Source organism: Streptomyces sp. RK9 (assembly GCF_045070545.1).
Lineage (GTDB): Bacteria > Actinomycetota > Actinomycetes > Streptomycetales > Streptomycetaceae > Streptomyces > Streptomyces alboflavus.
Genome location: NZ_CP173704.1, coordinates 3368717 through 3392000, shown reverse-complemented (window position 1 = coordinate 3392000; position 23284 = coordinate 3368717). Strand labels below are relative to the sequence as shown.

The following is a 23284-nucleotide window of genomic DNA, read 5'->3' as shown; positions in this document are numbered from 1 at the left end:
GCCCCCTTCGGGGTTTCCTCGTACCGCCTACTCGCTGTCGAGGTGACGGCTGAGGATCCGGCAGATCTCCGCCGCAGGACGCGGCAGGTACATCCCCATGTGCGTGGAGTGGATGTCGTGCTCCTCAACCGTCCCGTCGATGTACGCCGCCCACTGCGGGGCGTACGTCTCGTCGGGGTTCAGCGTCGCGTTGAAGAACACCGCGTCGCCGCGGTACTTCGGCTGCGTGTACTCCATCATCATGTCCGTGTGCCGGACGGCGATGACGGACGCGTTCCTCACGAGCGAGTTCCGCTCGCCGCCCCCGGCCCCGTCGGCGGCGTCGGCGTCGCCCTCCGGGCCCGTGTGCGGGATGTACCCGGCGAGGACGTCCTCCACCTCGGCCATCTCCAGGGACGTGTTGTTCCGCGCGAACCACTCCGCGGGCACGCAGTCGAGCAGGCCGAGCAGCGTCACCTCGTGGCCGCGCGCCTGGAGTTCGCCCGCGAGGGCGTGCGCCAGGGTGCCGCCGATGGACAGGCCGACGAGTCGGAAGGGGCCTTCCTGCTGGACGGCGAGGATCTGCTCCAGGTAGTCCGCGACCATCTCGTCGACGGAGCCCGGCAGTTCGGAGCCGTCGAAGCCCCGCGCCTGGATGCCGTACACGGGCCGGTCGCCGAGTTGCGTGGCGAAGCCGAGGTAGACCCAGGACAGGCCGACGCCGGGGTGGATGAACCAGAGGGGTCCGCCGTCGCCGTCGGTCTTCATCGGGAGCACCACACCGAACGGGTCGGTGAAGCTGAACGACTCCCTGCCCGAGGTCAGGCAGTCGGCCATGTCCGCGACCGTGGAGTACTGGAACACGACCCGCATCGGGATCTCGACACCGAGGACCGTACGGATCCTGCTGACGAGCCGGGTCGCGAGCAGCGAGTGGCCGCCGACGGTGAAGAAGTCGTCGTCGATGCCGACCCGCTCCAGGCCGAGGACCTCCGCGAACAGGCCGCACAGGACTTCCTCCTGCGGGGTGCGCGGGGCCCGGTACTCGACCCCCGTGAACTCCGGCTCGGGCAGCGCCTTGCGGTCCAGCTTCCCGTTCGGGGCCAGCGGCAGGCGCTCCAGGACCACGAACGCCGACGGCACCATGAACTCGGGCAGCTTCCCGGCCACGAACTCCCGCAGCGCCGTGACGTCGAACGTGTCGACGTCCCGCGCCCCGGCCGGGACGACGTACGCCACCAGGCGCTTGTCCACCGTCCCGGTGCCGCGGGCCACGACCACGCCCTGCGCCACCTCCGGGTGCGCCGTGAGCGCCGCCTCGACCTCACCGGGCTCGATGCGGAAGCCCCGCACCTTGACCTGCGCGTCGTCGCGGCCGACGTACTCCAGCTGCCCGTCCGCGTTCCAGCGGGCCAGGTCACCGGTGCGGTACATCCGCGACCCGGCGGGGCCGTGCGGGTCGGCGACGAAGCGGTCGGCGGTCAGCTCGGCGCGGCCGAAGTAGCCGCGGCTGACGGCGCCCGCCACGTACAGCTCGCCGACGACGCCCTCGGGTGCCGGGGCGAGGGTCGGGCCGAGGATGTACGCCCGCATGTTGCCGAGCGGGGTGCCGACCGGCGCACTGCCGGTGCCGGCCCACTCCTGGCCCGCGGGCAGGGCGAACGTCGTCGCGTAGAACGACTCGGTCTGGCCGTAGGCGTTGACCACGCGGACGCCCGGGATGGCCTCGCGGACCCGCTCCACGAGCGCGGCGGGCAGCGCCTCGCCGGCGAAGACCACGGACTCGGCGCTGATCTCCCCGGTGACCTGGTCGAGGAGTTCGGCGAAGACCGACGGGACCGTGGAGATCACGCCGCCCGTCCAGCCGTTGCGCTCGCCGATCACCAGGACGTCCCGGACCACTTCGAGGGTGCCGCCGGTCGACAGCGTCGTGAAGGTCTCGAAGACCGACACGTCGAAGTTGACCGAGGTGCCCGCGAGCATCCGCGAGCCCGCGCCGCCGACCCGCTCGACGAGGCGCGTGATGCCGTTGACCACGTTGGCGTGCGTGACCATGACGCCCTTCGGCGTGCCGGTCGAGCCGGAGGTGTACATCACGTACGCCACGTTGTCCGGCCGCAGCGGCGCCACCCGGTCCTGGCCGCGGACCTTGGCGTTGCGCTGCTTCGGCTCCAGGTCGAGGTCGCCGACGAACAGACGCGGGATGTCGTTGTCCGGCAGGACGCCGACGGTGTCCGCGTCGGTGAGCAGCAGCCTCGGCCGCGCGTCGGACAGGATGTAGTCCAGGCGCGAGCTGGGGTACTTCGGGTCGATCGGCAGGTACGCCGCACCGGCCTTCAGGACACCGAGCAGACCCACGATCAGCTCCGCCGAGCGCGGCAGCGCCAGGCCGACGATCGTCTCCGGGCCCACCTCGCGCCGGATCAGCTCACGTGCGAGCCGGTTGGCGCGGGCGTCCAGTTCGCGGTACGTCCACGACGTGTCGCCGAAGTCCACGGCGACCGCGTCGGGCGTCCGCGCGGCCTGCTCCTCGAAGAGGCCGGGCACGGTGAGGTCGGGCGTCTCGGCGGCCGTGTCGTTGTACGCGACGAGCAGCCGCTCCCGCTCCCCCGGCTCGAGCACGTCGACGTCCTTGACGGGCGTCTCCGGGTCGGCCGCGATCTGCTGGAGCACCCGGCCGAGGCGACCCGCGATGCCCTTCACCACATCCTTGTCGTACATGGTGTCCTGGTACTGCAGGCCCATGCGCAGGTGCGGCGAGGCGTCGGCGCCCACGATCAGCGGGTAGTGCGTGCCGCTGGACGCGCGCAGGCCCGTCACCGCGATGCCCGCCGTGGCGTTGGCGTCGCTCATGCCCGCGTGGTCGACCGGGAACGACTCGAACACCACGATGGTGTCGAAGAGCGTGCTGAGCCCGGTCGCCTGCTGGATGTCGGAGAGGCCGTAGTGGTGGTGGTCGAGGAGCGCGGCCTGGCGGTCCTGGAGTCCGGTGAGGAGCTGGGCGAGGGTCTGGCCGGGCTCGGCCGTGACGCGGACGGGCAGGGTGTTGATGAAGAGCCCGACCATGGTGTCGACGCCGGTGACCGACGGGGGTCGTCCGGAGACGGTGGCGCCGAAGGTGACGTCCTGACGGCCCGTCAACTGCCCGAGTGCCAGCGCCCAGGCGCCCTGCACCAGGGTGTTGAGGGTGATGCCCAGCTCCGAGGCGCGCCGCGACAGCGTGCGGGCGTCCTCCGTGGGCAGCGGCACCTCGACCATGTCCAGGCCGCCCTGCTCCTCCGAGGCACCCGGAGCGAGCATCGTCGGCTCCTCGACGCCGTCCATCTCCTGCGCCCAGGCCCGGGCCGCCTCGCCCCGGTCCTGCTGCGAGAGCCAGGCCAGGAACTCCCGGTAGCTGCGGACGCGCGGCAAGTCTGCGGGGTCGCCGTGGGAGCCGTACAGGCGCAGCAGGTCCTGGATGAGCATGGGGAAGGACCAGCCGTCGTACAGCACGTGGTGGGCGCTGAAGACCAGCTCGGAGAGGTTGTCGTCCATCTTGACCAGGCACATCCGCAGCAGCGGCGCGGAGGCCGGGTCGAAGTGGGTGACCTGGTCCTCGGCGAGCAGCTTCTCGAACGCCTCCTCGCGCTCGCCCTCGGGCAGCGCGCTCAGGTCGGCCTCGCTCCAGGGGAGTCGGGCGCCGTCCACGATGAGCTGGACCTGCTCGCCGCGCGCGTCGGTGACGAACGCGGCCCGCAGGTTGGCGTACCGGTCGAGCAGGGCCTGCCCGGCCGTGCGGATCCTGGCCGGGTCGACCTGTCCGGACAGGTGCATCACGAGCTGGATGTGGTACGCGTCGCGGGCGTCGGCCGGGCCCTCGGTGTCGCTCGCGCCGAGCATGCTGTGGAACAGCAGGCCCGACTGCATCGTCGTGAGCGGCCAGATGTCCGAGACGCCGGGGTACCTCTTCTCCCAGGCCTCGATGTCGGACTGCTCGACGCTGACGAGCGGCACGTCGGACGGCGTGAGGCCGCCGGCGTCCGGGGTCGCGGCGTGGCGGGTGAGGCCGTCCAGGGCCTCGCACCACAGGTCGGCGAGGCGCTGCACCTCGTCGCGGGTCAGCACGCCGGTCGGGAAGCCGACGCTCGCGGTGAGCTCGGGTCCCTGGGCGCTGTCCGTGACGTACGCGGCGAAGTCGACCGTGGCGAGGGCGGGCATCTCCGCGTTCAGGTCGGCGATGAGCGCGTCCGTGTCGGGGGCGATGCTCCAGCCCAGGCCGCGCAGTTCCTCGGGCATGTCGTCGGCGGAGAACCGGCCGAGGTAGTTGAACGCGATCTGGCCCGTCGGACGCCCCTCAAGAGCGAGCGACGTCACCGGGTTGAGGTAGCGCAGCAGACCGAAGCCGATGCCCTTGTCCGGCACGGCGAGCAGCTGCTCCTTGACCGCCTTGACCACGGATCCCGCGGCCCGGCCGCCCGCGAACGCCTCGGCCACGTCGTGCCCGGCGACGTCGAGACGTACCGGGAACATGCTCGTGAACCAGCCCAGCGTGCGCGACACGTCCGCGCCCGGAGCGACGTACTCCTCGCGGCCGTGGCCCTCCAGGCGGATCAGCGTGGAGGACTCCGCCACACCCCGCTCGTCCCGCCAGCGCGAGACCGCGAGGGCGAGCGCGGCGAGCAGGCCGTCGTTGACGCCGCCGTGGAACGCGGCCGGGACGGTCGTCAGGAGCGACTCCGTCACCGCCACCGGCAGCTTGACGGACACGGTCTCCACCGTGGCGGTGACGTCCACCGCCGGGTCGAGCGGGCGGGAGCCGAGGACCGGGTCGTCGCCGTCCAGGATGCCGTCCCACAGAGGGAGTTCGGCGGTGCGGGTCGCGCTGTTCGCCTCGTCCTTCAGGGCGTGCGACCAGCGGCGCAGCGACGTCGCGACCGGCGCGAGCTGCACTGCCTTGCCCGCCTTGACCTGCTCCCAGGCCGCGGCCAGGTCCGGCACCAGGATGCGCCAGGACACACCGTCCACCACCAGGTGGTGCAGGACGACGATGAGCCGCCCCGCGGTGTCGGCGCCGGCGGTGTCGAACCACACGAACTGCGCCATCACCCCGGCCGCCGGGTTCAACCGGCCGGTGGCGGCGTCGAGTTCGGCGGCGGCGAGGCGCTGCCAGGCTTCCGCCGACCAGTCGCCGTCGCACTCCACGCGGTGCACGAGGGACGCCACGTCGACGGTGCCGGGCGCGGTGACCTCAAGGCCGCCCTCGGCCCCCTCGTCCTCGGTGAGGAAGCGGGAGCGCAGCGCGTCGTGGGCGTCGACGACGGCCGTGAGGGTCGCGAAGAGGCCCGTCTCGTCGATGTCACGCGGCAGGTCGAGCACCGTCGACATGGAGAACCGGTCGGTGTTCTCGCCGAGTTCGGTCGTCATGTAGCGGGCCACGGGCAGGAGCGGCATCCAGCCGACGCCGCCGCCCTCCAGCTCCTCCAGGACCGCGCCCGCGCCCGCGAGCCGGTTCTCGACGGCCGCGACGGCCAGCTCGGCCACCGTGCGGCACTCGAAGATCTGCCGCGGGGTGATCTCGACGCCCTGCGCCTTGGCGCGGGAGACGACCTGGATGGAGCGGATGGAGTCGCCGCCGACGGCGAAGAAGTCGTCGTCGACACCGACCCGGCCAAGGCCCAGGACCTCCGCGTACACCCCGGCGAGAAGCTTCTCCTCGGCGGTGCGCGGCGCCCGGTACTCCCCCGCCGTGAACTCCGGCTCGGGCAGGGCCTTGCGGTCCAGCTTGCCGTTCGGGGCCAGCGGCAGGCGGTCGAGGACCACGAACACCGCGGGCACCATGAACTCGGGCAGGCGCCCGGCGGCGAACTTGCGCAGCTCCTCCACCGAGACACCGGCGGTCAGGTCGAGGTCGGCGTTGACGTCCTCGACCTGCTCGCCCGCGGGGACCACATAGCCGACGAGCTGCTTGGTGCCGCGGCCGTCCTTGACGACCACGACGGCCTGGGCGACGCCGGGGTGCTCGGCGAGCGCGGCCTCGACCTCGCCGGGCTCGATGCGGATGCCGCGCACCTTGACCTGCGCGTCGTCACGGCCGACGTACTCCAGCTGCCCCTCGGGGGTCCAGCGGGCCAGGTCGCCGGTGCGGTACATGCGGCCGCCGGCCGGGCCGAACGGGTCGGCGACGAAACGGTCGGCGGTCAGGTCGGCGCGGCCGAAGTAGCCACGGGCCACGTTGCCCGCGATGTACAGCTCGCCCACGACACCCACCGGGACGGGCGCGAGGCCGGAGCCGAGGACGTAGGCCCGCATGTTGCCGAGCGGCGCGCCGATGGGGGCGCTGGCCCCTCCGGTCCACTCCTGGTCGGCGGGCAGGGCGAACGTCGTCGCGTAGAACGACTCGGTCTGGCCGTAGGCGTTGACGACGCGGACGCCGGGGATGGCCTCGCGGGCCCGCTCGACGAGGGCCGCGGGCAGCGCCTCACCGGCGAACACCACCGAGTCGACCTCGAGTTCGCCGTCGACCTGCTCCAGGAGCTCGGCGAAGACCGACGGGACGGTGGAGACGACGCCGCCCGTCCAGCCGCCGCGCTCGCCGATGACGAGCACGTCGCGGGCCACCTCGACGGTGCCGCCCTGGGCCAGGGTCGTGAAGGTCTCGAAGACCGACACGTCGAAGTTGACCGAGGTCGCGGCGAGCATCCGCGTGGAGGAGTCGATGCCCACGGACGCGGCGAGGCGGGTGATGCCGTTGACCACGTTGTGGTGGGTGATCGCCACACCCTTCGGCGTGCCCGTCGAGCCCGACGTGTACATCACGTACGCCACGTTGTCCGGCTCGAGCGCGGCCGTGCGGTCCTTGTCGCGGACTCTGACGTTGCGCTTCCTCGGCTCCAGGTCGAGGTCGCCGACGAAGAGCCGCGGCACGTCGTTGACGGGGAGCACCCCGACGGTGTCCGCGTCGGTGAGCAGCAGCCTCGGCCGCGCGTCGGACAGGATGTAGTCGAGCCGCGAGCTGGGGTACTTCGGGTCGATCGGCAGGTACGCCGCACCGGCCTTCAGGACGCCCAGGAGGCCCACGATCAGGTCCGCGGAGCGCGGCAGCGCCAGGCCGACGATCGTCTCCGGGCCCACCTCGCGCCGGATCAGCTCGCGTGCCAACTGGTTGGCACGGGCGTCCAGTTCGCGGTACGTCCAGGACGTGTCGCCGTCGACGACGGCGACGGCGTGCGGGCGCTTGTCGACCTGCTGCTCGAACAGGCCGGGGACGGTGAGGTCCGGCGTCGGCTGCGCGGTGTCGTTGAAGCCGCGCAGGACGAGCTCGCGCTCGGCGGGCTCGACCAGCTCGACGGCGCCGACGCGCTGCGCCGGGTCGGCCGCGAGGAGGCCGACGACGCGGATGAACCGGTCGGTGATCTCCTGGGCGCTCGCGTGGTCGAACAGGTCGGTGGCGTACTCCAGGTGGCCGACGACGCCGTGGCCGGGGATGTCGGCCATGTTGAAGAACAGGTCGAACTTGGCGCTCTCGTTGCGGATCCGCTCGAACCGCACGTCCAGGCCGGGCAGGGCGAAGTCGTTCCGGTTGAAGTTCTGCCAGGCGAACATCACCTGGAACAGCGGCGAGTACGCGGTGGAGCGCTCCGGGTTGAGGACCTCCACCAGGCGCTCGAACGGCACGTCCTGGTTGTCGTAGGCGGCCAGGGACTTGTCGCGGGCCTGGTCGAGCAGGTCCTCGAAGGTGGGGTTGCCCGACAGGTCGGCGCGCAGCACCCAGGTGTTGACGAAGAAGCCGACCAGGTCGGCGAGGAGTTCGTCGGTGCGGTTGGCGATCGGCGCGCCGACCGTGATGTCGTCGCCGCCGCCGAGGCCGTGCAGGAGCACGGTCAGGGCGGACTGGAGCACCATCGACGCGGTCGCGCCGCGCCTCCGGGCCAGTTCCTCGACGGCGTCCATGACGTCCCGGTCGAGGGCGAACTCGACCGTGGCGCCGCGGTGGCTCGCGGCCGGCGGGCGGGGCCGGTCGGTGGGCAGGCGGAGCGGCTGGGGCACGCCCGCCAGCTCCTCGCGCCAGTAGTCGACCTGCCCGGACTGCACGCTGTCCGGGTCGTCCTCGGCGCCGAGCAGCTCGCGCTGCCACAGCGTGTAGTCCACGTACTGGACGGGCAGTTCCGGCCACTGCGGGGCCTCGCCCGCGAGCCGCGCGGTGTAGGCCGCGGCGAGGTCGCGGGAGAGCGGGCCCATGGACACGCCGTCGCTGACGATGTGGTGGAAGAGCAGCAGCAGGACGAACTCGTCCTCGCCGCAGCGGAACACGGTGGCCCGCGTCGGGACCTCGCCGGCCAGGTCGAAGCTGTAGCCGGCGGCCTCGGCCATGGCGTCGTCGAGCGCGTCGGGCGCGACGTCGACGACAGGCACGTCGATGTGCACGTCGGCGGCGGGAAGCACCTTCTGGAAGGGCACGCCCTCGCTGTCGTCGATGATCAGCGTGCGCAGGCTCTCGTGCCGCGTGACCACGTCGTTGACGGCGGCCTCGAACGCGGCGGCGTCCAGGGTGCCGGTCAGCCGCAGCGGGAACGGCGTGTTGTACGTCGCCGACGGGCCCTCGAAGCGGTCGATGAACCACAGGCGGCGCTGGGCGTACGACAGCGGCACGAACTCGGGGCGGGTCTCGGCCCGGCGCAGCTGCGCGCGGACGCTGCCGCCGCCCGTCAGGTGCTCGACGAGCTCCGCGACGGTCGGCGAGGCGAAGACGACGCGGATCGGGATCTCGACGTCGAGGGTGGTGCGGATGCGGCTGACGAGCCGGGTGGCGAGCAGCGAGTGGCCGCCGACGGTGAAGAAGTTGTCGTCGATGCCGACCCGCTCCAGGCCGAGGACCTCCGCGAACAGGCCGCACAGGGCCTCTTCCTGCCCGGTGCGCGGGGCGCGGTACTCGGCGCCGGTGAACTCCGGCTCGGGCAGGGCCTTGCGGTCCAGCTTGCCGTTCGGGGCCAGCGGCAGGCGCTCCAGGACCACGAACGCCGACGGGACCATGAACTCGGGCAGCCTGCCGCCGACGAACTCGCGCAGCGCGGTGACGTCGAACGTGCCGGTGTCCTCGGCGGACCCGGCCGGGACGACGTACGCCACGAGGCGCTTGTCGGTGGTGCCGGTGCCACGGGCCACGACCACGCCCTGGGCGACCGCCGGGTGGGCGGTCAGGGCGGCCTCGACCTCGCCGGGCTCGATGCGGAAGCCCCGCACCTTGACCTGGGAGTCGTCGCGGCCGACGTACTCCAGCTGCCCGTCCGCGTTCCACCGCGCCAGGTCGCCGGTGCGGTACATGCGGGCGCCCGCCGGGCCGTAGGGGTCGGCCACGAAGCGGTCCGCGGTCAGGTCGGCGCGGCCGAAGTAGCCGCGCGCCACGTTGCCCGCGATGTACAGCTCGCCCACGACACCCACCGGGACGGGCGCGAGGCCCGCACCGAGGACGTAGGCGCGCATGTTGCCGAGCGGCGCGCCGATGGGGGCGCTGCCCGCGCCGGCCCACGTGTCGCCCGCGGGCAGCGCCCACGTCGTCGCGTAGAACGACTCGGTCTGGCCGTAGGCGTTGACCACCCGCACACCGGGGACGGCCTCACGCACGCGCTCCACGAGCGATGCGGGCAGTGCCTCGCCCGCGAACACCACGGAGTCCACGGTGATCTCGCCGGTGACCTGGTCGAGCAGCTCGGCGAAGACCGACGGGACGGTGGAGACGACGCCGCCCGTCCAGCCGTTCTGCTCGCCGATGACGAGGACGTCCCGGGCGACCTCCAGGGTGCCTCCCCGGGACAGGGTGGTGACGGCCTCGAAGACCGACACGTCGAAGTTGACGGAGGTGCCCGCGAGGACGCGCGTGCCGGCGTCGATGCCCACGGACGCGGCGAGGCGGGTCACGCCGTTGACCACGTTGTGGTGGGTGATCGCCACGCCCTTCGGCGTGCCCGTCGAGCCCGACGTGTACATCACGTACGCCACGTTGTCCGGCTTGAGCGGGGCCCTGCGGTCGGCGTCCGTGAGCGGGGCGTCGGCGGTGGCGGACGCGAGGTCCACGTCGCCGAGGAAGAGCCGCGGGATGTCCGTGTCGGGAAGGACGCCCACGGTGTCGGCGTCGGTGAGGAGCAGCTTCGGCGCCGCGTCGGACAGGATGTGGTCCAGGCGCGAGCTGGGGTACTTCGGGTCGATCGGCAGATAGGCGCCGCCCGCCTTCAGGACCGCGAGCAGCCCCGTGATCAGGTCGGCGGAGCGCGGCAGGGCCAGGCCCACGATCGTCTCCGGGCCGACCTCGCGGGCGATCAGCTCCCGCGCGAGGCGGTCGGCGCGGGCGTTCAGCTCGGCGTACGTCAGCTCCGTGTCCTCGTGCACGAGCGCGACCGCGTCCGGGGTCGCCGCGGCCTGCCGCTCGAACAGGCCGGGGATGGTGAGGGCGGGCGTCTCGGCGGCCGTGTCGTTCAGGCCGCGCAGGACGTGCTCGCGCTCGTCGGCCTCCAGGATGTCGACGTGCCCGGCGGGGATCCGCGGGTCCTCCACGAGCTGGAGCAGGACGCGGTGGAAGCGGGCCGCGATGGCCTCGACGTCCGCGCGCTCGAAGAGGTGGTGCTGGTACTGCAGGCCGAGGCGCAGGTGCGGCTCGGCGTCGGCGGAGACGATCAGCGGGTAGTGGGTTCCGCTGAGCGGGCTGATGCCGGTGACTTCGAGGCCCGCCGACGCGTAGGCGTCGGTGATGCCGACGGAGTCGACGGGGTAGGAGTCGAAGACGACGATCGTGTCGAACAGCGAGGTCAGGCCGACCGCGTTCTGGATGTCGCTCAGACCGAAGTGCTGGTGGTCGAGGAGCGAGCCCTGCCGGTTCTGCAGGGCGGTGAGGACGTCGGCGAGGGACTCGCGCGGCGCGCACTCCACGCGCACCGGAAGGGTGTTGATGAAGAGGCCGACCATGTGGTCCACGCCCGGCACGACCGGCGGACGCCCGGACACGGTGGCGCCGAACACGACGTCCCTGCGGCCGGTCAGCTCCGCGAGGAGCAGGCCCCAGGCGCCCTGCACGACGGTGTTCATGGTGATGCCGAGCTCGGCGGCGCGGCGGGCCAGCTCACGGGCGGACTCGGCGGCCAGCGGCACGTCGACCTGGCCGATGCCGCCGGGCTCCGCGCCGGGGCGGGCGCCGGGGGCGAGCAGGGTGGGCTCGTCGACCCCGGCCAGCTCCCCGGCCCAGACGCGGGTGTCCTCGGCGCGGTCCTGCTGGTCGAGCCAGACGAGGAAGTCCCGGTAGCCGCGGACGCGCGACAGCTCGGAGGCGTCGCCCTCGGAGCCGTACAGGCGCAGGAGGTCCTGCAGCAGCAGCGGCACGGACCAGCCGTCGAACAGGACGTGGTTGGCCGTGAACACCAGCTCCGCGCGGTCCCCGCCGAGGGTGACCAGGGTCATCCGCAGCATCGGCGGGTTGACGGGGTCGAAGTGCTCGGCGTGGTCGTCGGCGAGGAGCTTCTTCAGGGCGGCGTCGCGCTCGGCCTCGCCGAGGGAGCTGTAGTCGAACTCCAGCCACGGCAGCGGGACCTCGTCGAGGACGAGCTGCACCTGGTTGCCCTCGGTGTCCGTGACGAACGCGGTGCGCAGGCTCGCGTACCGGTCGAGCAGGGCCTGTCCCGCCGCGCGCATGCGGGCGGGCTCGACCTTGCCGGACAGGTGGAAGACGAGCTGCATCTGGTACGCGTCGAAGGAGGCGTCCGAGAGCATCGTGTGGAACAGCAGGCCCGACTGGGCGGCGGTGAGCGGCCACACGTCGGACACGCTCGGGTAGCGGCGCTCCCACAGCTCGATGTCGGCCTGCGTGGTCGTCACCAGCGGCACGTCGGACGGCGTGAGGCCGCCCGCGCCGGGCGTCGCCACGTGCTGGGCGAGGCCTTCGAGGGCCTGGATCCACAGGTCGGCGAGGTCCCGCACGTCGGCGGCGGAGAGCACACCCGCGGGGAAGCCGATGCGGGCGTTGAGCTGCGGGCCCTCCTCGGCGTCCAGGACGAGGGCGTTGACGTCGAACACCGACAGGGCGGGCATGTCCGCGTCGAGGTCGGCGAGGATGTCGGCGGTGCCCTCGGCCTGGCCGAAGCCGAGGCCGCGCAGGTGGTCGGGCATGTCCGTGGACGTGGAGAAGCGGCCGAGGTAGTTGAAGGCGATCTGGCCGGTGGAGTAGCGGCGCAGGATCTCGGCGGTCTCCGGGTTGAGGTAGCGCAGGAGACCGTAGCCGAGGCCCTTGTCGGGGATGGCGAGTGCCTGCTCCTTGACGGCCTTGACCGCGGCACCGGCGGCGGCGCCGCCCGCGAAGGCCTCCTCGACGTCGATGCCGCCGAGGTCCAGGCGCAGCGGGAACATGCTGGTGAACCAGCCCATGGTGCGGGACAGGTCCGCGCCGGGCACCGCGTACTCCTCGCGGCCGTGGCCCTCAAGGCGCAGCAGCACCGTCGGCTCGTCCACGCCGCGGGCGCGCCGCCAGCGGGTGACGGCGAGGGCGAGGGCGGCGAGCAGGCCGTCGTTGACGCCGCCGCGGAAGGCCGCGGGCAGCGTGGTCAGGAGCTGCTCGGTGACGGGCACGGGCACCTGTACGACGACGTGCTCGACGGTGGAGACGGTGTCGGTCGCCGGGTCGAGGTGGCGGCTGCCGAGCACCGGGTCGGGCCCGGCGACGACGGACTTCCACAGCTCCAGCTCGGCGGTGCGCTCCGGGGTCGCGGCCTCGTCCACCAGGGCGTGGGCCCAGCGGCGCACGGAGGTGGAGACGGGGTCGAGCGCGGGGGTCCTCCCGTCCTTGATCTGCTCCCAGGCGGCGGCGAGGTCGGGCAGCAGGACGCGCCAGGACACGCCGTCGACGGCGAAGTGGTGCAGGACGAGGTGCAGGCGGCCCGGCTTGTCGGCGCCCGCGTCGAACCACACGAACCGCGCCATGCTGCCGGCGGCGGGGTCCAGGAGGTCGGTGGCGGCGTCGAGTTCGGCGAACGCGCGCTCGCGCCACGCCTGGTCCCACTGGCCGTCGCAGGGGACGCGGTGGACGAGCGAGGCGACGTCGAAGCCGCGGTCGGGTCCCGCGGGGGCGACCTCCAGGCCGCCGTCGCCGTCGGTGAGCAGGCGCGAGCGCAGGATGTCGTGGTGGTCGACGACGGCGCTCAGGGTGGCGACGAGGCCCGTCTCGTCGATGCCGACGGGCAGGTCGAGGACCATCGACATGGAGAAGCGGTCGCTGCCGCCGCCGAGTTCCTTCAGGAAGTGCCCGGCGGGAAGCAGCGGCATCCAGCCGACGCCGCCGCCCTCCAGCTCCTCCAGGACGGTGGCCTGGCCCCCGGCCGCCGCGACGTCGGCCAGCTCGGCCACGGTGCGGCACTCGAAGATCTGCCGGGGGCTGACCTCGACGCCCTGGGCGCGGGCCCGGGAGACGACCTGGATGGAGCGGATGGAGTCGCCGCCGACGGCGAAGAAGTCGTCGTCGATGCCGACCCGGTCCAGGCCGAGGACCTCGGCGTAGACGCCGGTGAGGACCTCCTCGGTGGGCGTGCGCGGGGCGCGGTACTGGCCGCCGGTGAACTCCGGCTCGGGCAGGGCCTTGCGGTCCAGCTTGCCGTTCGGGGCCAGCGGCAGGCGGTCCAGCATCAAGAAGACGGACGGAACCATGAACTCGGGCAGCCGCGCGGAGACGAAGCGGCGCAGCTCGCGCGAGGAGACGACCATGGTCAGGTCGACGTCCAGCTCGCCGAGGCTGTCGACGTCGCCCGCGCGCACGCGGTCGTCGGAGCCCACGGGCACGACGTAGCCGACGAGTTGCTTGCTGCCGCGGCTCTGGTGGACGGTCACGACGGCCTGGGCGACGCCCGGGTGCGCGGTGAGCGCGGCCTCGATCTCGCCGGGCTCGATGCGGAAGCCGCGGACCTTGACCTGCGCGTCGCCGCGGCCGACGTACTCCAGGCGGCCGTCGGCGTTCCAGCGCGCGAGGTCGCCGGTGCGGTACATGCGGGACCCGGCCGGGCCGTAGGGGTCGGCGACGAAGCGGTCGGCGGTGAGGTCGGGGCGGCCGTGGTAGCCGCGGCCGACGACGCCCGCGACGTAGAGCTCTCCCGCGACGCCGACGGGGGCGGGCTCCAGGCCCGGGCCGAGGACGTAGGTGCGGACGTTGCCGAGGGGGCTGCCGATGGGGGCGCTGCTGGTGCCGTGCCACTGGTCGGTGTCGGACACCGCGAAGGTGGTGGCGTAGAACGTCTCGCTCTGGCCGTAGGCGTTGACGACGCGCACGCCGGGGATGACCTCGCGGACGCGCTGCACCAGGGTCGCGGGCAGCGCCTCGCCGGCGAAGACGACGGCGTCGACGTTGATCTTGCCGTCGACCTGGTCGAGGAGTTCGGCGAAGACGGAAGGCACGGTGGAGACGACGCCGCCGGTCCAGCCGCCGCGCTCGCCGATGACGAGGACGTCGCGGACCACTTCGAGGGTGCCGCCGGTGGACAGCGTGGTGAAGGTCTCGAAGACCGACACGTCGAAGTTGATGGAGGTGCCCGCGAGCACCCGCGAACCGGCCTTGACGCCCACGGCGGACGCGAGCCCCGTGACGTCGTTGACGACGTTGCCGTGGGTGATGGCGACGCCCTTGGGCGTGCCGGTGGAGCCGGAGGTGTACATCACGTACGCGACGTGGTCCGGGCGTAGCGGCGCCGTCCGGTCGGCGTCGGTCAGCTCGGCGTCGGCGGCCGTGGCGGTGTCGAGGCCGACGTCGCCGAGGAAGAGCCGGGGCGCGGCGTCGGCTGAGCCCTCGGGGCTCTCGGGGAGCACGCCGACGGTGTCGGCGTCGGTGAGGATCAGGTGCGGCCTGGCGTCCGAGAGGATGAAGTCGAGGCGGGTGCTCGGGTACTTGGGGTCGATCGGCAGGTAGGCGCCGCCCGCCTTGAGGATGCCGAGCATGCCGACGACGAGGTCCGCGGAGCGCGGCAGGCACAGGCCGACGACGCTCTCCGGGCCGACGCCGCGGCCGATGAGGTCGCGGGCGAGCCGGTTGGCGCGGGCGTTCAGCTCCGCGTACGTCAGCTCGGTGTCCTCGTGCACGACGGCGACCGCGTCCGGGGTCGCCGCCGCCTGCTTCTCGAAGGCGCCGGGCACGGTGAGCGCGGGCGTGGTGACCGCGGTGTCGTTGAACTGGCCGAGGACCAGCTCGCGTTCGCCGGGCTGGAGGATGTCGACGCGGGTGACCGGCGCGGCGGGGCTCTCGACGAGCTGGCGCACGACGCGGACGTACCGCTCGGTGATGGCCTCGGCGGTGCGGCGGTCGAACAGCTCGGTGGCGTACTCCAGGTACACCAGCATCGACTGCTTGGCCGGGTCGTGGAAGTAGTTGAACTCCAGGTCGAACTTGGCCGTCGTGGTCGACAGCATCTCAAGGCGCGTGGTCAGGCCGGGCAGTTCGAGTTCGGTGCCGACCTCGGTCTCCCAGGTGAACATGACCTGGAAGAGCGGGTGGTAGGCGGTGGAGCGCTCGGGGTTGAGGATCTCCACGAGGCGCTCGAACGGCGCGTCCTGGTTGTCGTACGCCGCGAGCGCCTTGTCCTGCACCTGTGCGAGGAGCCGCTCGAACGTCGGGGCGCCGGAGAGGTCGCCGCGCAGCACCCAGGTGTTGACGAAGAAGCCGATCAGCTCGGTGAGGTCGTCGTCGGTGCGGCCCGCGATGGTCGAGCCGAGCGCGATGTCCTCGCCGGCGCCGAGGTGCTGGAGGGTGACCATCAGCGCGGCCTGCATGACCATCGGGACGGTCACGTCGCGCTCGCGGGCGAGCCGCTCGACCTTCGCGACGAGGTCGGGGTCGACGTGCAGGCTGATGCCGTCGCCCTCGTGGCTGGCGACGGGCGGGCGGGGGCGGTCGGCGGGCAGCTGGAGGGGCTGCGGGACGCCGGCCAGCTCGCCGCGCCAGTACTCGACCTGCGCGGCGAGGACGCTCTCGGGGTCGTTCTCGTCGCCGAGCAGCTCGCGCTGCCACAGCGTGTAGTCCACGTACTGGACCGGGAGTTCCTCGAAGTCGGGCGCGGTGCCCGCGAGCCGGGCGCGGTAGGCGGCGGCGAGGTCGCGGGCCAGCGGGCCCATGGACTCGCCGTCGCTGGCGATGTGGTGGATGAGGAGCACGAGGACGTGCTCCTGGTCGCCCGACTTGAGCAGCGTCGGGCGCAGGGGTATCTCGGTGGCGAGGTCGAGGACGTACTCGGCCTCCTTGGCGATGGCGGCCTCCAGGGCCTCCGGCGCCACCTCGACGAGGGGCATCTCCAGGCGGGCGTCGGCGAGCGCGAGGACCTCCTGCGCCGGGACGCCGTCGGCGTTCTCGACGATGAGGGTGCGCAGGCTCTCGTGGCGCTCCACCACGTCGCGTACGGCCGCTTCGAGGGCGGCGGTGTTCAGCTCGCCGCTGAAGCGGAGCAGGAAGGGAAGGTTGTACGTCGCCGAGGGGCCCTCGAAGCGGCTGATGAACCACAACCGTCGCTGCGCGAAAGACAACGGGATCATTTTACTGTCCACTCCTGTTCATCCTGCGCAGCTTGGGTCGGCGCGACGCCGTGGCGTTCTGCACCGTGCGCGACAGTTCGGCGATGCTGTGCGATTCGAAGATCGCCCGGATCGGCACACTGACTCCGAGTGCCTTGCCAATGCGGCTGGTGAGCCGCGTGGCCAACAGGGAATTGCCGCCCAGGTCGAAGAAGTCGTCGTCGATCCCGACCCGCTCCACACCGAGGACCTCGGCGAAGAGCGTGCAGAGCGTCTCTTCCTTCTCGTTGCGCGGCGCGCGGTAGGCCGCGCCCGCGAACTCGGGCTCGGGCAGCGCCCTGCGGTCCAGCTTTCCGTTCGGGGCCAGCGGGAAGCGGTCGAGGACCACGACCGCGGCGGGCACCATGAATTCGGGCAGGCGGCCCATGACGAAGTCGCGCAGCTCGGTCATGTCGACCGTGCTCCTGACGCCGTCCGCCTCGGTGGGCACGACGTAGCCGACGAGCCGCTTGCCGACGCTCTCGCCGCCGTCGTGGACGACGACCGCGGCCTGTGCGATGGCGGGGAAGTCGGCGAGGGCGGCCTCGACCTCGCCGGGCTCGATGCGGAAGCCCCGCACCTTGACCTGCGCGTCGCCGCGGCCCACGTACTCCAGCTGCCCGTCCGTCCAGCGGGCCAGGTCACCGGTGCGGTACATGCGCCCGCCTGCCGGGCCGAACGGGTCGGCGACGAAGCGGTCGGCGGTCAGGGCGGCCCTGCCGTAGTAGCCGCGGCCGATGTTCCCGGCCACGTACAGCTCGCCGACCACGCCCTCGGGGACGGGGGTGAGGCCCGGGCCGAGGACGTAGGTGCGCATGTTGCCGATGGGTGTGCCGATGGGGGCGCCGGCCGCGCCGGTCCAGGGCTCGTCGGCGGCGAGGGCGAAGGTGGTGGCGTAGAAGCTCTCGCTCTGGCCGTAGGCGTTGACGACCTTCACGCCGGGCATGGCCTCGCGGATGCGGCCGACCAGTGCGGCGGGCAGCGCCTCGCCGGCGAACACCAGTGTCTCGACCTTGGACTTCGCGGCGATCTGTTCGAGCAGTTCGTTGAAGACGGACGGCACGGTGCTGATCACGCTGCCCGACCAGCTGTCGCGCTCGGCGAGGACGAGGACGTCCCTGACGACCTCGACGGTGCCGCCGGAGCAGAGCGTCGTGAACGTCTCGAACACCGACACGTCGAAGTTGACGGAGGTGCCCGCGAGCATCCGGGAGCCGGGGCCCCCGGCGACCCGCTCGGCGAGCCGCGTCACGCCGTTGACGACGTTGGCGTGCGTGATCACGACGCCCTTGGGGGAGCCGGTCGAACCGGACGTGTACATCACGTACGCGATGCCGTCGGGGCGCAGCGGCGCGGGCCGGTCGGCGTCGGTGACGGGCCCGCCCGGCGCGTCGTCGAGCGCGAGCGCGTCGAGGTGCACGTGCGGCACGTCGGAGGCGGGCAGCACCCCGGTCGTCGCCGAGTCGGTGAGGACGAACCGCGGGGCGGCCTCGGTGAGGATCGAACCGAGGCGCGCGCTCGGGTACTTGGGGTCGATGGGCAGGTATCCGGCGCCGGACTTGAGGATGCCGAGCATGCCGACGACGAGGTCCGCGGAGCGCGGCAGGGCGAGGCCGACGATCGTCTCGGGGCCCGCGCCCCGCTCGATCAGCTCGCGGGCGAGGCGGTTGGCGCGGGTGTCGAGTTCCGCGTACGTGAGCTGCCGGTCCTCGAAGACGACGGCGACCGCGTCCGGGGTCCGCGCCGCCTGCTCCTCGAAGAAGCCGGGGATCGTCAGCTCGGGCGTGGGCTCGGCGGTGTCGTTGAGCCCGACGAGGAGGCGCTCGCGCTCGGCGGCGTCGAGCACGTCGACGGCGCGTACGGCCTGGTGCGGGTCGGCGGCGACGGTGGCGAGGATCCGGCCGAAGCGCGCGGCGAGGGTGTCCGCCTCGCCCTGGTCGAACACGTCCTGCTGGTACTGGACGTTCAGGCGCGGGTACTCGCCGTCGGGGTAGACGAAGACCGTCACCGGGTAGTGGCTCGCGGTGAACGCGCGGATGCCGGTGATGGTGATGCCGGCGGCCGCGCTGACCTCGCTGATCGTGCCGCGGTCCAGGGGGAAGGACTCGAAGCCGACAAGGGTGTCGAACAGGGCCTTCAGACCGGTGGTCTTGTGGATCTCGGTGAGGCCGTAGTGGTGGTGGTCCAGGAGGGCGGCCTGCCGGCCCTGCAGGCCGGTGAGCAGGTCGGCGAGGCTGTCACCGGGGGCGCACTTGACGCGTACGGGGAGGGTGTTGAGGAACATGCCGACGATTCCGTCGACCCCCGCCAGCGCGGGCGGACGCCCGGCGACCGTGGACGAGAGCACCACGTCCTGACGCCCGGTCAGCTGACCGAGGAGCAGGCCCCAGGCGCCCTGCACGAGGGTGTTCAGGGTGACGCCGAGGTCCGCGGCGCGCCGGGTCAGCTCGGTGGCCTCGGCCGCGGTCAGCGGTACGTCGACCTGGGCGATGCCGGAACTGTGGCTTCCGGTTTCCGCGCCGGGGGCCAGCATCGTCGGCTCGTCGACGCCGTCCAGCTCGCGCCGCCAGGCTTCGGCGGAGACCTCGGGGTCCTGCTGGGCGAGCCAGGCGAGGTAGTCGCGGTACGTCCGCGCGGGCGGCAGGCCGGACGTGTCGCCGCCGGTGCCGTAGAAGCGGAGCACGTCCTGGATGAGCAGGGGCAGCGACCAGCCGTCGAACAGCGCGTGGTGCGCCGTCAGGACCAGCTCGAACCGCTCGGCCTCGCGCTTGACCAGGGAGAGCCGCAGCATCGGCGGCTTGGTGATCTCGAAGTGGGCCTTGAGGTCGTCGGCCATGAACTTCTCGAACGCCGCGTCACGTTCGCCCTCGGGCGTGCCGCTGAGGTCGACCTCCTGCCAGGGCAGCTCGACGCCGTCGACGACGAGCTGGACGAGGTCGCCGGACGCGTCGTTGACGAAGGCGGTGCGCAGGGCGGGGTGCCGGTCGAGCACGGCCTGCCCGGCGGCGCGCATCCGCGCCGGGTCGATCCGCCCGGAGAGCTGGAGGGCGTACTGCACCTGGTAGGCGTCGAACGAGGACTCCGCGTCGTCGGCCATCAGCGTGTGGAAGAGCAGGCCGGACTGGAGCGGCGAGGTCGGCCACACGTCGGACAGGCCGGGGAACTGCTCCTCCCAGGCCTCGATGTCGGCCTGGGTGGCGTGGACGAGGGGGATGTCGGACGGTGTGAGGCCACCGGCGCCGGACTGGGCGGCGTGCCGGGCGAGACCTTCGAGGGCGGTGCACCACAGGTCGGCCAGCTCACGGACCTCCTCCTGCGCGAGCACGCCGGAGGGTGCGGTGAACAGGGCGCCGAGCTGGGGGCCTTCGGGGGTGTCGGTGACGGAGGCGTTGATGTCGACTTCGGCCGGGGCGGGCATCGCCTGGTCCTGTGCCGCGTCCAGGGCGTCGAGTCCAGTGATGCCCGGGACTTGGGTGAAGCCGAGGTTCTGGGCGTGGGCGGGCATGTCGGTGTGGGTGGAGAAGCGGCCGAGGTAGTTGAAGCCGACCTGGCCGTGGCCGTGCGCGGCCAGCACGTCTGCGGTGTGGGGGTTGAGGTGGCGCAGCAGGCCGTAGCCGATGCCCTTGTCCGGGATCGCCCGCAACTGCTCCTTGACCGCCTTCAGCACGCGGGCGGCCGTCGGCCCGCCGTTGATCGCGTCGTCGAGGTCGGCGCCTGCCAGGTCGAGGCGGACGGGGAAGACGCTGGTGAACCAGCCCACCGTCTCGGAGAGATCCGCTCCCGGAGCCGCTGCCTCCTCACGGCCGTGGCCCTCCAGACGGATCAGCGCGGACGACTCGTCCGTCCCGCGGGTCTGGCGCCACTTGGCCAGCGCCAGAGCCAGACCGGCCAGGAGGCCGTCGTTGACCTCGCCGTGGAACGCGGCCGGGACGGTGGTCAGGAGGGCTTCGGTGACGGGGGTCGGGAGCTGGACGCGGGTCTCGGTCAGGGTCGCGATGACGTCCACGGCCGGGTCGAGGCGGCGGGTGCCCAGGACGGGGTCGGGGCCGTCCACGATCTGCTGCCAGAGGGCGAGTTCGGCGGTGCGCTGGGTGCTGGTGGCCTCCTCGGCCAGGGCGTGCGCCCAGCGCCGCATCGAGGTCGCCACCGGAGCGAGTTCGGGGGTGCGGCCGTCGCGGACCTGTTCCCAGGCGATGGCGAGGTCGGGCATGAGGATGCGCCAGGACACCCCGTCCACCACCAGGTGATGCAGGGCGATCAACAACCGGCCCGGGGTGCCACTGTCGGCCGGCTGGAACCACACGAACTTCGCAATGACACCACTCGCGGGGTCCAACGAGGCCGCAGCCGTCTCCAGTTGGGCCATCAGCTCGGCGTGCCACGCCTCGCTCTCCCACGCCCCGTCGCACTCCACCCGCTTGATCAGCGCGGCGACATCGACGGATCCGGCCTCGGCGACCTCCAGGCCGCCCCCGCCGTCCTCCACCAGCTTCGCCCGCAGCAGGTCATGCCGGTCGATGACCGCACCCAGCACCCCCACCAACTGCTGCTCACTGATCCCGGCGGGCAGGTCCAGGACCATCGCCTGCAAGAACCGGTCAAAGCCCGGCCCCCACCCCCGCAGCAGTTGCGCGACGGGCAGCAGCGGCATCCACCCGACACCCCCGCCCTCCAACTCCTCCAGCACGGTGACCGCGCCGGAGAGTTTGTTGGCGACGGCGGCCTCGGCCAGACGGGCCACGGTCCGGGACTCGAAGACCTCCCGCGCGCTGATCTCCAGACCCTCCGCGCGGGCCCGGGAGACGACCTGGATGGACTGGATGCTGTCCCCGCCCACCGCGAAGAAGTCGTCGTCGATCCCGACCCGGTCCAGACCCAGGACAGCGGCGAACGCGCCCGCCAGGACCTCCTCCTCCACCGTGCGCGGCGCACGATAGGCACTGCCCTTGAACTCCGGCTCCGGCAACGCCTTCTTGTCGACCTTGCCGTTCGTCGTCAACGGCAGCCGGTCAAGCACCATCACCGTCGCCGGCACCATGAAGTCCGGCAACCGCTGCCCGAGGTAGCTCCGCAGCTCGCCGGTGGAGAAACCCGAGTCGAAGGTCATGTGCCCGGTGCCGCCGCTCTTGGCGGCCTCTTCGCGCGCGGCCTCCGCGTCACCGGCTCCGGCCGGGACCACGTAGCCCACGAGCTGCTTGCCGGTGCCCCGGCCCTCGTGGACGGTCACGACGGCGTGCGCGACGCGCGGGTGGGCGAGCAACGCGGCCTCGATCTCACGCAGTTCGATGCGCAGGCCCCGGATCTTGACCTGGGTGTCGGCGCGGCCGAGGAAGACGAGCTGGCCGTCGTCGCCCCGGCGCACGAGGTCGCCGGTGCGGTACATGCGCTCGCCGGGCCCGCCGAACGGGCAGGCCACGAAGCGCTCGCCGGTCATGGCGGGACGGCCCAGGTAGCCGCGCGCGAGGGGCGCGCCCGCGATGTACAGCTCGCCGGGGCTGCCCTCGGGGACCGGCTTCAGGTCGTCGTCGAGGATGTACGCCTCGGTGTTGGACAGGGGCGCGCCGATCGGCGGGGCCTGGCCGTCGCCGGTCAGCGGGGCGCTCAGGGTGACGGCGACGGTGGTCTCGGTGGGGCCGTAGCCGTTGATCATCCGGCGGTCGGCGGCCCAGGTGGCGACGAGTTCAGGGGCGGTCGCCTCACCGGCGACCGCGAGGCTGCGCACGGTGGGCAGCGAGCCGGTCGGCATGGCGGCGAGCACGGCGGGCGACATCACGGCGTGCGTCACGGCGTGCCGGTTGATGGTCTCGACGAGCGGGGCGCCGGGGGCGAGGGCGTCCTTGTCGGCCATGACGAGGGTGGAGCCGGAGAGCAGCGACATGCCGAGCTCGCCCACGGACACGTCGAAGCTCGGCGAGCAGAACTGCAGGATCCTGCTGTCCGGCGTGACGTTCATCCGGTCGAGCATGGCGCCGACGAGGTTGGCGATGCCGGTGTGGGTGACGGTGACGCCCTTGGGGCGGCCCGTGGAGCCCGACGTGTAGATGACGTACGCGGCGTTGGCGACGGTCAGCGGGGTGGCGCGCTCGGCGTCGCCGACGTCCCCGGAGTCGTACGCGGCGACGGCGCCGGTGACCTCCGGTTCGTCGAGGCGGACGACGGGGGCGGGCAGCTCGGGCAGCAGCCCGGCGGTGTCCTCGTCGACCAGGACCATGACGGCCGCGGAGTCCTCGACCATGTACGCGATGCGGTCGGCGGGATAGGCCGGGTCCACCGGTAGATAGGCGCCGCCGGCCTTCATCACGGCGAGCACCGTCACGCACCACTGGGGCGAGCGGCGCAGCGCCACACCGACGACGGTCTCCGCGCCGACACCGCGCTCGATCAGAAATCGCGCGAGACGATTCGCGCGCGCGTCCAGGTCGGCAAAGCTCAGCGATTCGTCGCCGAAGACCACAGAGGTCGCGTCCGGCGCCGCGACGACTTGCCGCTCGAACAGTTCAGGAATCGTCCCCACCGGTACCGCAACCTCCGTGTCATTGAGCCCGCCCCGCAACGCACCCTGCTCAAAAGAACACAAAGCGACCATCCCCCACAGTGGTTAGACGTTGGAACTGAAGCCAGGATCATTGATTAATCCGTGCCGCGGAGGTCGAGCGGCAAGCGCGCACGAATACCAGGGCGCGAAAGCCCTATTCACCGGCGCAATTGATCGCCCGCATCGCTCGTTCGGTTCGGCCGAGCAGCCAGAACCCGCTCGCTGGGCAGCTCT

The 23284-nt window shown here is 72.4% G+C and carries 2 protein-coding genes; both read right to left on the bottom strand.

What is annotated here, in order from left to right; genetic code table 11:
• Nucleotides 1–27 precede the first annotated feature (27 nt).
• Nucleotides 28–16497 carry an amino acid adenylation domain-containing protein gene (locus AB6L24_RS35075; protein ID WP_405662172.1) on the bottom strand — a complete coding sequence of 5490 codons (16470 nt, stop codon included), beginning with the start codon at nt 16495–16497 and terminating at the stop codon, nt 28–30.
• Between the two features lies 1 nt (nt 16498).
• Nucleotides 16499–23029, bottom strand: a complete 6531-nt coding sequence (locus AB6L24_RS35070) for an amino acid adenylation domain-containing protein (protein ID WP_405662169.1) — start codon at nt 23027–23029, stop codon at nt 16499–16501.
• Nucleotides 23030–23284 lie beyond the last annotated feature (255 nt).

What these genes read in the sequence shown, in the direction of transcription:
- AB6L24_RS35075 (WP_405662172.1), bottom strand. Translation starts at nt 16,497, where the DNA reads ATGATCCCGTTGTCTTTCGCGCAGCGACGGTTGTGGTTCATCAGCCGC.